Source organism: Arthrobacter sp. NPDC057009 (genome assembly GCF_042673905.1).
In the GTDB taxonomy this organism is placed as follows: Bacteria; Actinomycetota; Actinomycetes; order Actinomycetales; family Micrococcaceae; genus Arthrobacter.
Map to the genome: position 1 here is coordinate 1 of NZ_JBHUSB010000006.1, position 17,073 is coordinate 17,073.

At 67.2% G+C, this 17,073-nt stretch carries 15 protein-coding genes; 10 read left to right on the top strand and 5 right to left on the bottom strand.

What is annotated here, in order from left to right; all coding sequences use genetic code 11:
* Window positions 1–104: 104 nt before the first annotated feature.
* Entirely contained in the window at window positions 105–419 is a 315-nt protein-coding gene (locus ACFTR6_RS07955) for a hypothetical protein (protein ID WP_377957496.1), read from the bottom strand.
* Window positions 420–605: 186 nt separating this feature from the next.
* On the opposite strand from ACFTR6_RS07955, the gene ACFTR6_RS07960 reads away from it, so the two are divergent.
* The 5 genes from ACFTR6_RS07960 (at window position 606) to proC (ending at window position 7,121) form a co-directional block, all read left to right on the top strand.
* Window positions 606–1,322: an ArsR/SmtB family transcription factor gene (locus ACFTR6_RS07960; RefSeq protein ID WP_377957497.1), complete on the top strand. Its 717-nt coding sequence runs from the start codon at window positions 606–608 to the stop codon at window positions 1,320–1,322.
* A 105-nt stretch (window positions 1,323–1,427) separates the two neighbouring features.
* Window positions 1,428–4,151 carry a type I DNA topoisomerase gene (gene topA, locus ACFTR6_RS07965; RefSeq protein ID WP_377957498.1) on the top strand — a complete coding sequence of 908 codons (2,724 nt, stop codon included), beginning with the start codon at window positions 1,428–1,430 and terminating at the stop codon, window positions 4,149–4,151.
* A gap of 56 nt (window positions 4,152–4,207) precedes the next feature.
* Window positions 4,208–4,657, top strand: coding sequence for an SseB family protein (locus ACFTR6_RS07970; protein WP_076800471.1), 450 nt, complete (start codon window positions 4,208–4,210; stop codon window positions 4,655–4,657).
* Window positions 4,658–4,791: 134 nt separating this feature from the next.
* Window positions 4,792–5,784 carry a Ppx/GppA phosphatase family protein gene (locus tag ACFTR6_RS07975; protein WP_377957499.1) on the top strand — a complete coding sequence of 331 codons (993 nt, stop codon included), beginning with the start codon at window positions 4,792–4,794 and terminating at the stop codon, window positions 5,782–5,784.
* A gap of 503 nt (window positions 5,785–6,287) precedes the next feature.
* Window positions 6,288–7,121 carry a pyrroline-5-carboxylate reductase gene (proC, locus tag ACFTR6_RS07980; RefSeq protein WP_377957500.1) on the top strand — a complete coding sequence of 278 codons (834 nt, stop codon included), beginning with the start codon at window positions 6,288–6,290 and terminating at the stop codon, window positions 7,119–7,121.
* 85 nt (window positions 7,122–7,206) lie between these two features.
* On the opposite strand, the gene ACFTR6_RS07985 is transcribed toward proC, so the two are convergent.
* Together ACFTR6_RS07985 and ACFTR6_RS07990 are read right to left on the bottom strand one after the other, a co-directional pair.
* Complete coding sequence (locus ACFTR6_RS07985) at window positions 7,207–7,893, bottom strand: TrkA family potassium uptake protein (RefSeq protein ID WP_076800477.1); 687 nt, start codon at window positions 7,891–7,893, stop codon at window positions 7,207–7,209.
* Window positions 7,886–9,316, bottom strand: a complete 1,431-nt coding sequence (locus ACFTR6_RS07990) for a TrkH family potassium uptake protein (RefSeq protein WP_377957501.1) — start codon at window positions 9,314–9,316, stop codon at window positions 7,886–7,888. Before ACFTR6_RS07990 ends, ACFTR6_RS07985 begins: the two co-directional genes overlap by 8 nt.
* Window positions 9,317–9,423: 107 nt before the next feature.
* Between ACFTR6_RS07990 and ACFTR6_RS07995 the strand changes: the two genes are divergently transcribed.
* Together ACFTR6_RS07995 and ACFTR6_RS08000 are read left to right on the top strand one after the other, a co-directional pair.
* Window positions 9,424–10,635: an acetoin utilization protein AcuC gene (locus ACFTR6_RS07995; protein WP_377957502.1), complete on the top strand. Its 1,212-nt coding sequence runs from the start codon at window positions 9,424–9,426 to the stop codon at window positions 10,633–10,635.
* 70 nt (window positions 10,636–10,705) lie between these two features.
* Window positions 10,706–11,380 (top strand): ArsR/SmtB family transcription factor, encoded by a 675-nt coding sequence (locus tag ACFTR6_RS08000; RefSeq protein WP_377957503.1) that lies wholly within the window; start codon window positions 10,706–10,708, stop codon window positions 11,378–11,380.
* Window positions 11,381–11,460: 80 nt separating this feature from the next.
* Here ACFTR6_RS08000 and ACFTR6_RS08005 read toward each other — a convergent pair whose 3' ends face one another.
* Window positions 11,461–12,822 (bottom strand): alpha-hydroxy-acid oxidizing protein, encoded by a 1,362-nt coding sequence (locus ACFTR6_RS08005; RefSeq protein ID WP_377957504.1) that lies wholly within the window; start codon window positions 12,820–12,822, stop codon window positions 11,461–11,463.
* 111 nt (window positions 12,823–12,933) lie between these two features.
* Here ACFTR6_RS08005 and ACFTR6_RS08010 point away from each other — a divergent pair, with 111 nt between their 5' ends.
* Both ACFTR6_RS08010 and ACFTR6_RS08015 read left to right on the top strand, forming a co-directional pair.
* Complete coding sequence (locus tag ACFTR6_RS08010) at window positions 12,934–13,641, top strand: FadR/GntR family transcriptional regulator (RefSeq protein ID WP_377957505.1); 708 nt, start codon at window positions 12,934–12,936, stop codon at window positions 13,639–13,641.
* Between the two features lie 65 nt (window positions 13,642–13,706).
* Window positions 13,707–14,297 (top strand): TetR/AcrR family transcriptional regulator, encoded by a 591-nt coding sequence (locus ACFTR6_RS08015; RefSeq protein WP_377957506.1) that lies wholly within the window; start codon window positions 13,707–13,709, stop codon window positions 14,295–14,297.
* A 124-nt stretch (window positions 14,298–14,421) separates the two neighbouring features.
* Here ACFTR6_RS08015 and ACFTR6_RS08020 read toward each other — a convergent pair whose 3' ends face one another.
* Window positions 14,422–15,435 carry a LacI family DNA-binding transcriptional regulator gene (locus tag ACFTR6_RS08020; protein WP_076800488.1) on the bottom strand — a complete coding sequence of 338 codons (1,014 nt, stop codon included), beginning with the start codon at window positions 15,433–15,435 and terminating at the stop codon, window positions 14,422–14,424.
* A gap of 217 nt (window positions 15,436–15,652) precedes the next feature.
* Here ACFTR6_RS08020 and ACFTR6_RS08025 point away from each other — a divergent pair, with 217 nt between their 5' ends.
* Complete coding sequence (locus ACFTR6_RS08025) at window positions 15,653–17,059, top strand: Gfo/Idh/MocA family protein (RefSeq protein WP_377957507.1); 1,407 nt, start codon at window positions 15,653–15,655, stop codon at window positions 17,057–17,059.
* The last annotated feature ends 14 nt before the right edge of the window (window positions 17,060–17,073 follow it).

Here is a 17,073-nt window from a genome sequence, read left to right on the forward strand (position 1 = left end):
GGTCCGGGGTGTCGTGCATCGTCTCGATGATGGGGGCGGCCCCAAATCCCTGCGGATCTGGGGCCACAACTGTCCGTTCGCGCTGGACGGTGTCAGTTAAGGAGTCAGTTAATGTGGGCGCGCTGCATTCCGGGAGCGGGCACGTCGATGGTGAAGCCGCACATGCAGCGGTAGGTCACGGCGTCGGCTGCGCCCACGGCCTTCATCGAGCGGATCAGGCGCTGGCCATCCACCCTGATGGCCATTTCCAGGGAGAATTCCTGATCCAGCCGCTTCATGGGCCGCCGGCAGTGCCGCGGGGCGCCGGTGCCGGCCAGCAGCGAGTTGCGGGGGGCTGCGCCCGTTTCCAGGCTGGCGTCCGCCAAGTGGCCGGCGGGCTGGGACGCCGGCGTCAATATGTCTTCGTCGAGGGTAATCATGGTCTTCCTTTGGGCTTTTCACGGGGCTGCCATCGGTGGCCGCCCCGCCGCGAAACTGCTTGCGGGAGGTCTGCTTACGGAAGTAAGCAAAGCATGCTTACTAATTCCGGGGCAAACCGAACGGCTGCGGCGGGCGGATATCAAGCACTTCTTTCAGAGCCCTGGCCGCCTGCGTAGACTGAAGAAATGAGGACTGACAGGCCGTCGCCGGAGCCGCCGGAAACCCCTGCGGCCGCGGTTGAAGCGGCCGCGCCGGAACCGGAATCCGCGGCTGCGGCGGGACCCGAACCTGCGGGTGCGCCGCGGCGCAGGAACCGGCCGGAAAAGAAGGTGGAAATCACCGATCCCAAAGCGATCCGCGCGCTGGCCCATGCCGCCCGGCTGGAGGTCATCTCCGAGCTGTACTCCACACAGTCCAGCCGGACAGCAACCGAACTCGCGCAGCAGACCGGACTCACTCCCAGTGCCATGAGCTACCACCTCCGCGCGCTGCAGAAGTGGGGCATCGTGGTTCCGGCCGAGGCGTCGGACGATGCCCGTGAACGCCGGTGGAAAGCGGCGGGCACGGACTTTGCGATCAACTCGGGCGGCGCTGTGGCCGGCCCGGACTTTGCCGTGATCGACATCGAACTTGATGCGTTCCGGCGCCGGGCCAGCGCCTACGCCCGCGCCCGGGACGAACATCGCCAGCGCGGCGGGGCGGAGGAGGCGCCGCCGGCTGTGCTGCTCGCCAGCAACCTCCTTTACCTCACGGCAGAACAACGCGGCGAGCTGACGGAAAGGGTCTTTGAGCTGCTCCGGGGCTATGAACTGGAGGATCCCACCAGCATTCCGCCGGGTGCCGAGCGGATTGCCACCATGTGGTCCATGATTCCCGATGACCGCACGCTGCCGGAGCCGTGACGGGGGCCACCGTTTTCCACATGACAGCGCAGAATTCTGCAAAATATGGTGAACTAGGCCAATATGGGCTGATCTGCCCGAGCAATCTTTTTCTGTAGGAGCACTGTGCCAAGCAAGGCCAAAACCGGCAAGAAACTCGTGATTGTGGAGTCTCCGGCCAAGAGCAAGACCATCGCCAAGTACCTGGGCGAGGGCTTCATCGTTGAGGCCTCCATCGGTCACATCCGCGACCTGCCGCAGCCGTCCGAGCTCCCCGCGGACCTGAAGAAAACCTCCCTGGGCAAGTTCGCCGTCGACGTCGAAAACGACTTCAAGCCCTACTACGTCGTCTCCCCGGACAAGAAGAAAAAGGTGGCCGAGCTCAAGGCCCAGCTCAAAGACGCCGACGCGCTCTATCTCGCAACCGATGGGGACCGCGAGGGCGAAGCCATCGCGTGGCACCTCCTGGAGGTCCTGAAGCCCAAGGTTCCCGTGTACCGGATGACCTTCGGCGAAATCACCAAGGAAGCCATCCACCGGGCCATGGACAACCTGCGTGACGTCGATGCCGCCCTGGTAGACGCCCAGGAAACCCGCCGCATCCTGGACCGCCTTTACGGCTACGAGATCTCCCCGGTGCTGTGGCGCAAAGTGGCGCGCGGACTGTCCGCCGGCCGCGTGCAGTCCGTTGTCACCCGCATGGTGGTGGACCGCGAACGGGAGCGCATGGCGTTCAAGGCCGCGTCCTACTGGGACCTCACCGGGCAGTTCGGGGCGGACGCCGGCTCCTTCAAGGCGAAGCTCGCCGCCGTTGACGGCGCCAAGGTCGCCACCGGCCGGGATTTTAACGACGACGGCGAACTCACCTCGCGCAATGTGGCGCACCTGAACGAGGAACTCGCCACCTCCCTGGCGGCCGCCCTGCAGGACGCCGATTTCCGCGTCCGCTCGGTGGACACCAAGCCGTACACGCGCCGCCCGGCGGCGCCGTTCACCACCTCCACGCTGCAGCAGGAGGCCGGCCGCAAGCTGCGGTTCTCGTCCAAGAGCACCATGCAGATCGCCCAGCGGCTGTACGAGAACGGCTACATCACGTATATGCGTACGGACTCCTCGGCGCTGAGCGACGAGGCCGTGACGGCCGCCCGCCGCCAGGCTTCCGAGCTGTACGGCCCCGAATACGTGCCGCAGTCGCCGCGCGTCTACACCAGCAAGGCCGCGAACGCGCAGGAGGCCCACGAGGCCATCCGTCCCGCCGGTGACTCCTTCCGCACCCCGGCACAGGTTGCCCAGCAGCTCAGCGGTGACGAGTTCCGGCTGTACGAGCTGATCTGGAAGCGCACCGTCGCGTCCCAGATGGCCGATGCCAAGGGCTCCACGGCCACCATCCGGCTGGGTGCGGTGGCCTCCGACGGTCGCGACGCCGAATTCTCCGCCTCCGGCACGGTCATCACGTTCCCCGGCTTCCTGGCCGCCTACGAGGAAGGCAAGGACGAAAGCCGCGGCGACGACGATTCCGACGAGGGCCGCCGGCTGCCGAACGTCGCCAAGGGTGACGGGCTGACCGCCTCGGAGATCGTCGCCGTCGGCCACGAGACATCGCCGCCGCCGCGCTACACGGAAGCTTCCCTGACGGCCGAGCTGGAGAAGAAGGGCATCGGACGCCCGTCGACCTACGCCTCCACGATCTCCACTATCCAGGACCGCGGCTACGTGCGGAAGCAGGGCTCTGCCTTGGTGCCGAGCTGGATCGCCTTCTCCGTGGTGCGGCTCCTCGAACAGCACTTCACGGATTATGTGGATTACGAGTTCACTGCCGACATGGAAGGCGACCTGGACAAGATCGCCAACGGCCAGGCCGTGGGTGCCGCCTGGCTCAAGCATTTCTACTACGGCGAGGACACCGATCCCGGCCTGCTGAGCATCGTGAACAACCTGGGTGAGATCGACGCCCGGGAGATCAACTCCGTGCCCATCGCCGACGGCATCACGCTGCGGGTCGGCAAGTTCGGGCCGTACCTGGAGAGCTCGCTGCCCACTGTGGACCCCAAGACCGGCGAAGTGGTGGAGTCCGCCCGCGCCAACGTCCCGGACGATCTTGCCCCGGACGAGCTGACGGCCGAGAAGGCCGTGGAGCTCATGGAAACCGCGGCTCCCGAGGAACGGGTCCTGGGCGCCGACCCGCACACCGGGCACACGGTTGTAGCCAAGAACGGCCGGTACGGCGCCTATGTCACCGAGATTATCCCCGAGATGACCGAGGATCAGCTGGCCAGCCTGCCCGTGGAGTACTACAAGAACGGCAAGCCCAAGCCGCCGAAGAAGCCCGTCAAGGCCAAGCCGCGCACCGGTTCGCTGTTCAAATCCATGACCGTGGAATCTGTGACCCTGGACGAGGCGCTGCAGCTGATGAGCCTTCCGCGCGTGCTCGGTGAGGACGCCGAGGGCAACCCGATCACGGTGCAGAACGGCCGTTTCGGGCCGTACCTGAAGAAGGGCACGGACTCGCGGTCCATCGGCTCGGAAGAGGAAATCTTCACCATCACGCTGGAACAGGCATTGGAGATCTACTCCCAGCCCAAGCAGCGCGGTGCCCGCGCGGCCGTGCCGCCGCTGGCCGAATTCGGTCCGGACCCGGTGTCGGAGAAGAACATCGTGGTGAAGGAGGGCCGCTTCGGTCCGTACATCACCGACGGCATCACCAACATCACGGTGCCCCGCAGCACGTCACTGGAGGAACTGACCCGGGAACGCGCCGTCGAACTTCTGGCCGAAAAGCGGGCCAAGGGCCCGGTCAAGCGCACCACCACGCGCAAGGCCCCGGCAAAGAAGGCTGCGGCGAAGAAGTAACGGGGTGCGGCAGGGGACGAATTGCTTCGCGCCCGGCATCGTGGTCGAGTAGATACATGACTGAACAGCCGGAACCCGCAGACACCACGCCGCTGAACGACCTCGAGGAGAAGCTGGCCCGGGGCGGCCATCCGGACGCCGACCCGGTGGACGTCATCCTGTCGTTCCTCAACAACGAGGTCTACATCATCAGCTCCGACACGCTCGAGGGCGAGGACTCCCAGGTCGAGCCGCTCGTGCTGGGCAACGCGGACGGCCAGCCGGTCCTTGCCGTGTTCTCGCACCCCAGCCGGGTGGACGCCCAGTACCTCGAGGCCGCCCCCAACGTGCTCGGCACACAGGGCGCGGCGATCATCGCCAACATCGGCGATGAGCTCGGCATGGTGATCAACCCCGGCGCGGCCTATGGTTTCGAGATCAATCCCGAAGGCATCGCCAACATCAAGCGCGACTTCAAGCGCGCCGACGAGGTGGACCCCAACCCCGCAGGGCTGGAAGGCGAGTAACTCCGGCCGGCTCTCCGGAATCCCGGCGGACAAGGCGGGGCAGCGCGGACAGCAAGCCGATGGGCGCAATGTGGATTTGCGCAATGTAAGCGTCGGGTTGCGTCCGCTGTGCCGGCGGGAGGAATAATGGCAGGATGCGGCTAGGCGTCCTCGACATCGGTTCCAACACTGTCCACCTCCTGCTGGTGGACGCCCACCCCGGCGCACGGCCTGTGCCATTCGCCTCGCACAAGCGGCCCCTGTCGCTGGTGCAGTACCTCGATGCGGACGGCAACATCACGGACGCCGGCCAGCACGAGCTCACGGAGTTCGTGCTGGAGGCCTGGGAGTTCGCGGCCCGCCACAAGGCCGAAGACCTGCTGGCTTTCTGTACATCGGCCATCCGCGAGGCCACCAACGGGCCCGCGGTCCTGGCCCGGGTCAAGCACGAAACCACGGTGACGCTGCAGGAGCTCACGGGCAGCGAGGAAGCGTCCATGACCTTCTTCGCCGTCCGACGCTGGTATGGCTGGGCCGCCGGCACCGTCCTGAACTTCGACATCGGCGGCGGTTCGTTTGAAATGGCGCTCGGGCAGGACGAGCTCCCGGAACTGGCCACGTCCGTGCCCCTCGGCGCGAGCCGGCTGACCCGGGACTGGCTGCATGAGGACCCGCCGTCCGCGAAGAGCGTCAAGGAACTGCGCCGCTACATCCGGGCCACCCTCAAGCCGGTGGTCCGCGGCTTCAACGAGGTGGGCAGGGCGAACGTCGTGGCGGGCACCTCCAAGACCTTCCGTTCCCTGGCGCGGATCGCCGGGGCAGCCCCCAGCGCCGCCGGGCCCTACGTGAAGCGCGACCTGAACCGCACCGACCTGGGCATCTGGGCGCAGCGGATTTCCGCCATGAAGTCCGAGGATCGGCTCCACCTGCCGGGCGTCTCCGAGGCCCGCGCCAACCAGCTCCTCGCCGGTGCGCTGGTGGCCGAGGCGGCGCTGGAGCTTTTTGAGTACAAGAAAATCAAGATCTGCCCATGGGCACTGCGCGAGGGCCTCATCCTGCGGCGGCTCGACCAGCTGGTGTTCGACGGCCCGCTGGAACCCGCCCCGCACGTGGGCATCCAGCAGGCCTCCGCTCTGCCTGCGCTTTAGGATTCACCGGCGCCCTAAAGAGAGCCGGCGCCCTAACGAGTGGACGCCGCCTTAACGAGTAAGCGCCGGCCGGTTACGCAGAAGAAGCTGGGGGGAATGCTTCTGCAACCGACCGGCGCCGCGCCGGCCCCGTAGGGCCGGTTCCATCACTCGCACCTGTGAGGCGTTTAGAACTCTAGCGAGGAAGTATGGGTGTTCCTGGGGAGCTGCCTGAACGCCCGCTGGGAGGCCCTTAGGCTCTTGCAAGCAGGGACACCTGGGCTTTAAAAGAAAGACACCGACAGCCTGCTGCAGAAAAATGGGCAAAACCACTGCAGACCGCCGGTGCCTGACAAGCATCCCCATGCTTGCTTCATCACTCGCACCCTCAATGAGGTATTACCTAAGTTAGGGGCTGAAAGTGTGTGAATGCTCCAACAAACATGTGAGCTTCCTGTGAATGGGCAGTCTCCGCTGAATGGACGCCGTCTGCATCCGCAGCAACGAACTGCAATGATGGAGCAATGAGCAACCGAATCGCATTCCTTGGCTGTGGATCAATGAACGAGGCCATATTGGGCGGCCTGCTGGAGGGCGGCATGGATCCCATGGAGATCGTGGCCACTGTCCGCCGCGCGGAACGTGCAGCGGAGCTGGCGGAACGGCACGCCGGCATCACGGCCATCGCCGGCAGCGAGGAACCTGACAACAACAAGCAGGCCGCGAAGGCTGCAGGCATTGTCATCCTCGGCGTGAAGCCCGTAGGCATCGCCGAGCTCGCCCGGGAAATCAGCGGCTCTCTGTCACCCGATGCGATCGTCATCAGTGTTGCTGCCGCCGTCTCCATCGCCCAGCTCGAAGCCGCCCTGCCCGCAGGGCAGCCGGTGATCCGGACGATGCCCAACACGCCCGCGAAGCTGGGCCGCGGCGTGGTCTCGGTGTCTCCCGGCACCCACTGCACGCCCGAGCAGCTCCAGCGGGCGAAAGACATCCTCGGCGCCGTGGGGACCGTCGTCGAAATCCCTGAGGAGCAGGTGGACGCCCTCAGCGCCATCAGCGGTTCCGGTCCGGCCTATGCGTTTTACCTGGCCGAGGCCATGGCCGCCGCCGGCGTCGAACTCGGCCTTGACCAGGAGCTGGCGCTCCTGCTCGCACGCGAAACCGTGGCGGGGGCCGGCCTCATGCTGGCCGAACCCGGCGCCGAACCCAGCGCCCTGCGCAAAGCCGTAACAAGCCCCAACGGCACCACCGAACGGGCCATCGCAACGTTCGATGACCGCGGCATGCCGGCCATCATCGCCGCCGGCGCCCGCGCCGCGGCCGACCGTGCGGCCGAGATCACCAAACAGCTCGGCTAGTCCCCACCCGCACCCTAACCTCGCAAGTCCGCACTGCTCCCAGCCCCCGCAGGCTCGGTCCGGGAACCCTGCGGGCGTGGGCCCACTACGGCCGCGCGGCGAACCGCTCCAGCAGGTCCACGTGGCCGGAGACGATCAGCATGTCGCGGGCTGAAACCTTCGTCTCGGGACGGGCATAGGTGAAGTCCTCACCCGGGGACTTCACGCCCACGATGGTCACTCCGTACTTGGACCGCACCTTGGACTCGTCCAGCGTGAAACCTACTGTTTCACGCGGAGGATACATCTTGACGATCGCGAAGTCGTCGTCGAACTCGATGAAGTCCAGCATCCGCCCGGAGACCAGGTGCGCGGCGCGGACGCCGGCGTCGGCCTCGGGGTAGATGACGTGGTTGGCGCCGATGCGGGTGAGGATTTTGCCGTGGGACGGTGTGATGGCCTTGACCCACAGGTGCTCGATGCCGAGGTCGACCAGGTTCACGGTGATGAGCACCGAGGACTCAATGGACGTGCCGACGCCGACGACGGCAGAACTGAACTCCTGCGCACCCAGCTGGCGCAGCGCGTCAATGTTGGTGGCGTCGGCCTCCACCACATGGGTCAGGAGAGGGGCCCACTTCTGGACGAGGGACCTGTCGCGCTCGATGGCCAGCACCTCGCGTCCCTGCTTCACCAGCTGCTCGGCAGTGGAGGAGCCGAAGCGGCCCAGCCCGATCACCAGTACCGGTGCGTTGTGGGCGGGGCGGGCGGGGGCGCCTGAGGAATTAGCCAATGATGGGCCTCTCTTCCGGGTAGTGGTACAGCTGGCTGCGCTGGCGCAGTGCCAGGGCAGCGGCGAGGGTGACGGTGCCGACGCGGCCGGCGAACATCAGGGCGGACAGGACATACACGCCCGACGGCGGCAGCTCGGCGCTGAGGTTGGTGCTCAGGCCGACGGTGGCAAACGCCGAGATGGTTTCGAACAGCACCCGGTCCAGCGACGCCCCGCTGATCTGCAGAAGCAGGAACGCGGATGCGGAAACCAGCGTGGCGCCTGCCACGATCACCGAGATCGCCACGCGCATGGTCCCCTCGGGGATGGTGCGGCCGTAGACCTTGACGTCCGCGTCGCCGCGGGCTTCGGCGATGATGGCCAGGAACATGACGGCGATGGTGGTCACCTTGATGCCGCCGGCCGTTGAAGCAGAGCCACCGCCGGCGAACATGAGGGCGTCCGTCAGCAGCATGGTGGTGGATTCCATCTGGTTCTGGTCCACCAGGTTGAAGCCGCCGGAGCGGGTCATAACGGAGGCGAAAAGGGAGTGCGTGATCTTGTCGCCCAGGCTCATGCCACCGATGGTGCGGGCGTTGTCCCACTCCATGAGGGCCCACAGCACCGTGCCGGCAGCGAGCAGGATGAACGAGACCTGGATGGTGAGCTTCGTGTGCAGGTTCCACTTGTGCCAGTTCAGCCCGTTCTGCTGCAGGACCATGACCACGGGGAAGCCCAGGCTGCCCAGGAACACGCCCAGCATCAGGGGGACGAGGATCCAGAGGTCTGTTTCGTAGGGGACGATGCCGTCCGAGTGCGGGGTGAAGCCGGCGTTGTTGAAGGACGAGATGGCATAGAAGACGCCGTGCCAGACGGACTGCCAGAACGGCTCGCCGAGGACCATGAAGCGCGGGATCAGGGCGATCGCCAGGGCGGCCTCGATGACCACCGAGGTGGTGATGACAATGCGCAGCAGCGTACCCACCTCGCCAAGGCGGCCGGCGTTCATGGCTTCCTGGGCGATGAGCTTGCCGCGGACACCAAGCTTCTTGCTCACCATCAGGGCCAGCAGCGAAGCCAGGGTCAGCGTGCCGAGGCCGCCGACGAAGATGCCGATCAGAATGATGAGCTGCCCGAAGAAGGACCAGTGCACGGCGGTGGACACCACGGTCAGGCCCGTGACGCAGACAGCCGAGACGGCGGTGAAGAGGGCCTGGTGGATCGGGGTGAAGTCGCCGGTTGCCGAGGACGCGGGCAGCGACAGGAGGCCGGTGAAGAGGAGGATGACCACCACGAACGCGCTCAGGGCAAGGCGGGCCGGCGACGTGTTGGCGATGTCGTCGATGAAGTCACGGATGCCCGTGAATATCCAAAGGCCCTCGCGCTCCGGCGCTCCGGGGTGCCAGTTGGCCGGGCTTTTGGACCTCGACTGGCTTTGGGTCATGTGCGGCTGTTCCTAGGTTGACTCTCTGCTTCCTCAAGTAGTAAACCACTAAACCCCGGGCCAATGGCCGGGTCGGGAGCGAACCTGGCTCGGGTAGCCTGTGAGTGATGACATTCCAGTCCGGACTCAGCCTCCCCGCACTGCCAACGACGGTGGTGTGGGACGCCGCCATGACGGCGTACAACTTCGGCCCCGGCCACCCGATGGCGCCCGAGCGCCTGGACCTGACCGCCCGGCTGGCCCGGAGCCTGGGCCTGCTGGACCTTGACCACGTCACACTGTCGGCCCCGGACGTGGCAGGCGACGGCGAGCTCACCACCGTCCACAGCGCCGACTTCGTGGCTGCCGTCCGCCGGGCCAGCGACAACCCTGCCGCTGCAGACGAGTCCTACGGGCTCGGCACCGAAGACGATCCGGCCTTTGCCGGCATGCACGAGGCCGCGGCCCGGCTGGCCGGCGGCTCGCTCCTCGCCGCGCGTACGATCCTGGACGGCTCGGCCGTGCGGGCTGTGAACTTCGGCGGCGGGTTGCACCACGCCTCCAGGGAGCGCGCCAGCGGCTTTTGCGTCTACAACGACGCCGCCCTGGCGGTGCGGAAACTGCTCGACGGCGGCGTGCAGCGCGTGGCATATATCGACGTCGACGCGCACCACGGGGACGGGACGCAAAGCATCTTCTGGGACGATCCCCGCGTGCTCACCATTTCCCTCCACGAGACCGGCATGACCCTTTTCCCCGGCACCGGCTTCGCCAACGAGATCGGCGGTCCCGAAGCCCTGGGGAGTGCCGTTAACGTGGCACTGCCGGCGGGAACGGGCGACGCCGGCTGGCTGCGGGCCTTCCACGCCGTGGTCCCGCAGCTCGTGGGCGCCTTCGGGCCCGAGGTCATCGTCAGCCAGCACGGCTGCGACTCTCACCGGCTCGATCCGCTGACCCATCTCAGCGTGAGCGTGGACGGACAGCGCGAGGCCGCCGCCGCCGTCGCAAATCTCGCCGCGCGGTACTGCGAAAACCGCTGGATCGCCACCGGCGGCGGCGGATACCACATCACGGGCGTGGTGCCGCGGACCTGGAGCCACCTGATCGGCATCGCCGCGAACCGCCCGGTGCCGCTGCGGACCCTGGTGCCCGGGGCGTGGCGGACATATGTGCAGGAGCGCTACGGCGTGGACACGCCCGAGAGCATGGGCGATGACGCCGATGTCTGGTGGCGCTCGTGGGAGGTGGGCTTCGACCCCAACGACGACGTCGACCGCACCGTGATGGCTACCCGCAAGGAAGTCTTCCCGCTCCACGGGCTGGACCCCTGGTTCGATTAGTTCTTCACGGGAGCTGACGCCCGCGAAATAGTAGATGCCATTAGGCGTATATGTCGCTAGGGTGGGTCTCATGGTGACAGACGACGTATTTGCCGTCATTGCTGAGGCAACGCGGCGGGACATTCTCGTGTCCCTCCAGGCGGGGGACAAAGCTGTGGGGGAGCTGGTCGAGGAGCTCGCGGCGAGCCAGCCCACCATCTCCAAACACCTCAAGGTCCTGCGGGAAGCAGACCTCGTCAGCATGCGCGCCCAGGGTCAGAAGCGCTATTACGCGATCAACACCAAGCCGCTTGAGGGGGTCGCCAGCTGGCTTGAGACGTTCGACGTCGGACGCGCGGCTCCCGCCGCAGCGTCACCGGAAGCCGCAACACAGCAGGCCGCAGCACAGCGTGCCGACGAAACCCAGACCGGCACCGCACGGACGGCGGCGGGTGCCGGAAGCCCCGCCACCGCAGCCGCCGCAGCCTCGACCGGCGCTGCCGGCCCGGCCGCCGAGGTCCCGGACGCGTTCGCTGCAGCCGTCGCGGCACCCGCTGGCGGCACGCCGGAGGCCGCAACCCACGCGCCCGGGCGACCGTCGAGCGGACAGCTGAGTCCCGCCGTCGTGGTTCCCGGCGGACAGGTGGCCGGAAGCGCCGGCCAGGACGACACCGTCCCTCAGCAGATCGGCCGCACCGTGGGCCGCGCCGCGACGAAGGCCGCCGACCTGCTGGCCAACCTGCCCAAGTTCGGCCGCAAAAAGTAAACCTCTCCCATGGCTCGCAGTTGTTGTCGTTTTGACGACTCAGAACGACAACAACCGCGAGCCAGTTGGGTTGATCCAGGTTACTTGCCGAGGATCCGCACGTGGTCCGGGGTCAGCTCGGAGATGCTGCTGACGCCGAGGAGGGCCATGGTGCGGGCCATGTCCTTCTCGAGGATCTGCAGCACGCGGTCAACCCCGGCCCGGCCGCCCGCCATGAGCCCGTACAGGTAGGCACGGCCGATGAGCGTGAAATCTGCGCCGAGGGCCAGCGCGGCGATGATGTCCGCGCCGCTCATGATGCCCGTGTCCAGCATGACCGCGGCATTGCTGTTGTCCGCCTTGAGTGCCTTCGACACCTCGGGAAGCAGGTGGAAGGGGATGGGGGCACGGTCGAGCTGGCGGCCGCCGTGGTTGGACAGGACGATGCCGTCGGCGCCGTGATCCACCACCTTGCGGGCGTCCTCCACGGTCTGGATTCCCTTGACCACGAGCTTGCCCTTCCAGGTCTCGCGCAGCCAATCCAGGTCCTCGAAGGTGAGGGTGGGGTCGAACATGGAGTTGATGAGCTCCGCCACCGTGCCCGTGTACCGGGAGAGCGAGGCGAAGGTGAGCGGCTCGTGGGTGAGGAAGTTGAACCACCAGGCCGGGCGGTAGGAGGCGTCGAGCACGGTCTTCAGCGTCAGCGCCGGCGGAATGGTCATGCCGTTGCGGACGTCACGCAGACGCGCCCCCGCCACGGCCGTGTCAACGGTGACCATCAGGGTGTCGTTGCCGGCCCTGGCCGCGCGCTCGATCAGTTCGAGGGAGCGGTCCCGGTCCGTCCAGAGGTACAGCTGGAACCAGTTCCGGCCGTTGGGTGCCGCGGCGGCCACGTCCTCGATCGACGCAGTGCCCATCGTGGAAAGCGTGTAGGGGATGCCCGCGGCCTCGGCGGCCTGGGAGCCGGCGTATTCGCCTTCGGACTGCATCATCCTGGTGAAGCCGGTGGGGGCGATGCCCACGGGGAGCCGGGAAGGCTTGCCCAGAATGCCGGTGCTCAGGTCGATGCTGGACACATTCCGCAGGATGCCCGGGCGGAACTCGATGTCCAGGAACGCCTCGCGGGCCCGCCGCAGGGTGATCTCGCCCTCCGCCGCGCCGTCCGTGTAGTCGAAGGGGGCCTGCGGGGTGCGGCGCTTGGCGATGTCGCGCAGTTCCCACACCGTGCTGGCGCGCTTGAGCCGGGCTTCCTTGCTGAACTGGGGCTTCTTGAACTGCATCAGCGGGGCCAGGTCCGAGTACTTCGGGATGCGGCGCTTCAGGGCGGCCGGCAGGGCGGCGGTCCCCGCGGCGGCTGGGACGGGGACGCCCGCGGCGCCGGTGCCGGGCCGGGTGGCCGGGATGTCCGTTGCGTCCGGGGCGGGGGTGGTCTCGGGGTTGCTCGGCTGGATGGTGTGGGTCATGGCTTTCCTCCGTGGGCATGCCGGGAGGTGCTGAACAGCCAGAGCCTCCCCGGTGTGGTCTAACCACACTCTAAGGGATGTGGTCCAACCACATCAAGTACCATGGGGACCATGCGCACGCACCAACTTGTCCTGCGGTGGATCGAGGACCAGCTCTCCGGCGGCGGGCTCGCCGTCGGCGGACGCCTTCCGGCCGAGCGGACACTGGCCGAGCAGCTCGGCGTCTCCCGCACCTCCGTCCGTGAGGCCATCCGCGTCCTTGAGGCCATGGGTGTGGTCCGGGCGGGGGTGGGTTCCGGCCCCGAGGCTGGGACCGTGGTGATCTCGGACCCGACGGCGGCACTCGGCTCCGCACTGCGGCTGCACGTGGCCACGCAGCACCTGCCGGTGGAGGACGTGGTGGAAACCCGTGTGTTGCTCGAGTCCTGGGCGGCGGGCCGGGCCAGGCCGGACGCCGCCGAACTTGACCTCGCCGCGGCACTGCTCGACGACATGGACGAGGACCACGGCATCGACGACTTCCTGGCCCTCGACGTCCGCTTCCATCTGGCCCTGGCGGATGCCGCCGGCAACGCCGTCGTCAGCGCCATGATGGGGTCATTGCGCGAGGCCATCCAGGGCTACGCCGGGCAGCTGACCGCCAACCTGCCGGACTGGGACAACACCGCCTCGCGTCTCCGGACAGAGCACCGGGAGATTCTGGCCGCCATCCGGAAGGACGACGGCGGCCGGGCAGCCGAGCTTGTTGCCGCCCACATCAGGGGGTACTACAAAGAAGCCGGGCTCGAGGGGAAGGACGCGGGGCACGCGCACCCGTAGCGGGACTGTGTTTTTGCAGACATCCCTGCCCCCGGTGGAGCAGGACGTTGAAATAAACTGGCGGAATGTCGCCCTCAAAACCCCGCGGGCAGTACGCGAAAGGTGCCGAACGCCGCGAGCAGATCATCCAAACCGCCACGGATGTCTTTGCCACCGAAGGCTTTGAGCGGACGGCCCTGAAACGCGTGGCCGAGCTCGTGGGCGTCAAAGAGGCCACGCTCTTCCACTATTTCAGCGGCAAGCAGGAGCTCCTGACGGCGGTACTTGCCGAGCGCGACCGCCGCAGCCGGGAGACCGGCAGCCTGGATGAGTCCGGGCTGGCAGCATTGGCCTCTGTGGCGGAGCGGAACACGAACGAGCCGGGCCTGACCACGCTCTACGCCGTGGCGTCGGCCACGGCCAATGACCCGGACCACGCGTCCCACGGATACTTCCAGGACAGGTACGCACGGCTGGTGGAGGAGCTGGCGCTCGATATCCGCCGCCGCCAGGACGCGGGGGAGGTCCGGGCCGACGCCGGGGCAGAGTCGCTCGCGCGGCTGGTCATCGCCGCGTTCGACGGCCTGCAGCTGCAGTGGCTGTACGACAAGAAGGTGGACATGGCCGGCGGCCTGGCGGAGCTCGTTGACGTGCTGCTGGCGCCGGCCCGGCGATAAGGACGGCGGCCCCTAGGGTCGCACGCCGCCCTAAGTCCGCATCGTGCGTGGAGCTTTGTCCACGTGTCACGATTTCAGGGACATTCAGCGGCCATTATCCGTACAAAAACTCCATAGGAGCGGGCTATGTTGCGGCCGGGCCGGAGCTCCCGCGGATTTCGAGCCGCGGCTGGAAGGTGCTCTCCTCGTCCGGGGCTTCGGCGTTGCGGATGAGCGCCAGCAGCCGGTGCCAGGCCCGTTCGCCGAGCTCCGTGATGGGTACCGCGGCGGTGGTGAGCGGCGGGGTGGTGTACCGGGCGAAGGGGATGTCATCGAATCCGGTGACCGAGATGTCCTCGGGGACGCGGACGCCGCGCTCGTGCAGTCCGCTGAGCAGTCCCATGGCCACGAGGTCGTTGAAGGCCAGGACGCCCGTGGCCCCGCTGGCCAGCACCGCGTCCACCGCTTCATGGCCGGTTTCGAAGCTGGACCCGCCCTCAAGCATCAGGAGTTCGACGCCCGGATTCGCTGCCCGGAACTTGTCCAGTCCGGCCATGCGGGCCCGGTTGGAGGCGCTTCGGGCGGGACCGGCCAGGAACGCGACGCTGGTATGCCCCAGGCCCACAAGATGTTCGGCGAGTTCCTGGACGCCCTGGCTGTAATCCACCTCAAGGCTTGGCACTCGGGTTTCCCTGGTGCTGCGGTTGATCAGGACCATGGGGTGTAGTGAGGGCGCCAGCTCCTCGAGTTCGGCGTCACCCATGCGCGGCGCGCACAGCACCAGGCCGTCGCAGCGCCGCCGCGCCTCTCCGGCCAGAATGGCCTCCTCGCTGGAGACTTCCGAGGAGTCGGCGATCAGCACCCGGTAGCCGTCTTGGGCTGCGGCCATGCTCACCCCCCGGAGGATGGCCTGGAACGTGGGGTTGGCGAGATCGGGCACCACGATGCCGATGGTGTCGGTCTTCCCCAGGGCGAGGCTGCGGCCCACCGGGTTTGGCTGGTAGTTCAGTTCCGCCGCGGCGTCCCGCACGCGCTGGGCGATGGCGGGGTCCACCGTGAAATTGCCGTTCATGACGCGGGAAACGGTGGCATGCGAGACGCCGGCCTTACTGGCAACGTCCGCAATGCCGATGCGCCGGGTGCCCGTTCTCCTGGCCATAACTTCCTTCCCTATGTCCTGTGCCGCAGCCCGGCGCCACTGAGATGGCAACGGCCTGAGTCGCGGCCCGTGCGGCTTCTAAAAGACGGTTGACGTGCTCGCCGCTGTCTTGATACAAAGCTTATAACGTTTCGAGAAAACGCTTTCTCAGGATTCTTCCTTCATGTGGGCAGGGCGTCAAGCGGCCCGCCTACCGCCTTTGGAAAGGGGCCCACCCATGGTCAACGTCGACACCGCCCGCCCGCATCAACCGGGGACTGCCGCAGCAACGAAGCGGTCGCGCATCGCGCTGATCGGCACCGGGGGCCGCTCGGAAATGTACATCCGCGCAATCCTTGGCCAGCACGCGGATGTGGCCGAACTGGTGGCCCTCTCGGATGCGAATACCGGCCGTGTGGAGTACTACCAGCGGCTTATGCAGGAACTGGGCGCGGAGGGACCGGCGGACTCGTTCGAGCCCGGCAGCCTGACCGAATACATCAGGGCCAACGCCATCGACCGTGTCATCGTTACCACGCCCGACTACACCCACGCGTACTACATCGTCGAGGCACTCGAGGCGGGGGCCGACGTCGTGGTGGAAAAGCCCCTGACCATCGACGCCGAGGGTTGCCGCCGGATCACCTCGGCGGTGGCGGCCACCGGCCGGAACGTGGTGGTTACCTTTAACTACCGCTACTCGCCCCGGAACAGCGCGCTGAAGCAGGTGATCCAGGACGGCGTAATCGGCAAGGTCACCTCCATCGACTTCAGCTGGGTCCTGGACACGGTCCACGGCGCCGACTACTTCCGCCGCTGGCACCGCGACAAGCAAAACTCCGGCGGGCTGCTCATCCACAAGGCATCGCACCACTTCGACCTGGTGAACTGGTGGATCGACGATGTACCCGAGCGGGTCTATGCTTCGGGCGGCCTGCGGTTCTACGGCGCCAAAAACGCCGCGGAGCGCGGCCTTGGAGCCAGGCCCGATCGCGGCACCACAGAAGGCAGCACCCCGGAAACCCGGGACCCGTTCGCCCTGGACCTCCGCGAGGACGAGCGGCTGCGCGGGCTGTACTACGACAACGAGAAGTTTGACGGCTACCGCCGGGACCAGGACGTCTTCACTGACGGCATCACCATCGAGGACAACCTGGCCCTCACCGTGGACTACGACGGCGGGGCCACGCTCAGCTACTCCCTGAACGCCCACAGCCCCTGGGAGGGCTACCGGGTTGCCGTCAACGGAACCGAAGGAAGGGCCGAGCTGGAGGTGGTGGAACGTGCCGCCGTCGTCCACAGCACCGACAAGAAAACGGTGGTGGACCCCTCCGCCACTCCCGTCGAGGAAGACGACGCCGTACGCCGGAACGGTGAGCGCCTCGTGGTCCAGCGCCACTGGGAGCCCGCATATGAGGTGCCCATCGTCAACGGCGAAGGAGGCCACGGCGGCGGCGACAACCTCCTGCTCTCCGACCTGTTCAACGGCCCCGGCGAGGACCCGCTGGGGCGGCCCTCCGGCTACCTGGACGGGGTGCGCTCCGTGGCCGTCGGCATCGCGGGCAACGCGTCGCTGGAAACCGAACTCCCCGTCCGCATCAGCGAGCTTGGCCTGGGCGTGGAACTGCGCCGCGGCCGGGCCTGAGCAGAGCAGGACAA

Bases quoted from the DNA above. Each gene is read 5' to 3' on its own strand.
- ACFTR6_RS08005 (WP_377957504.1), bottom strand. From the start codon at position 12,822: ATGACCCACACCATCCAGCCGAGCAACCCCGAGACCACCCCCGCCCCG.
- ACFTR6_RS07975 (WP_377957499.1), top strand. From the start codon at position 4,792: ATGCGGCTAGGCGTCCTCGACATCGGTTCCAACACTGTCCACCTCCTG.
- ACFTR6_RS08020 (WP_076800488.1), bottom strand. From the start codon at position 15,435: ATGGCCAGGAGAACGGGCACCCGGCGCATCGGCATTGCGGACGTTGCC.
- ACFTR6_RS08000 (WP_377957503.1), top strand. From the start codon at position 10,706: ATGGTGACAGACGACGTATTTGCCGTCATTGCTGAGGCAACGCGGCGG.
- ACFTR6_RS07990 (WP_377957501.1), bottom strand. From the start codon at position 9,316: ATGACCCAAAGCCAGTCGAGGTCCAAAAGCCCGGCCAACTGGCACCCC.
- ACFTR6_RS08015 (WP_377957506.1), top strand. From the start codon at position 13,707: ATGTCGCCCTCAAAACCCCGCGGGCAGTACGCGAAAGGTGCCGAACGC.
- ACFTR6_RS07970 (WP_076800471.1), top strand. From the start codon at position 4,208: ATGACTGAACAGCCGGAACCCGCAGACACCACGCCGCTGAACGACCTC.
- ACFTR6_RS07995 (WP_377957502.1), top strand. From the start codon at position 9,424: ATGACATTCCAGTCCGGACTCAGCCTCCCCGCACTGCCAACGACGGTG.
- ACFTR6_RS07955 (WP_377957496.1), bottom strand. From the start codon at position 419: ATGATTACCCTCGACGAAGACATATTGACGCCGGCGTCCCAGCCCGCC.
- ACFTR6_RS08025 (WP_377957507.1), top strand. From the start codon at position 15,653: ATGGTCAACGTCGACACCGCCCGCCCGCATCAACCGGGGACTGCCGCA.
- ACFTR6_RS08010 (WP_377957505.1), top strand. From the start codon at position 12,934: ATGCGCACGCACCAACTTGTCCTGCGGTGGATCGAGGACCAGCTCTCC.
- ACFTR6_RS07960 (WP_377957497.1), top strand. From the start codon at position 606: ATGAGGACTGACAGGCCGTCGCCGGAGCCGCCGGAAACCCCTGCGGCC.
- proC (WP_377957500.1), top strand. From the start codon at position 6,288: ATGAGCAACCGAATCGCATTCCTTGGCTGTGGATCAATGAACGAGGCC.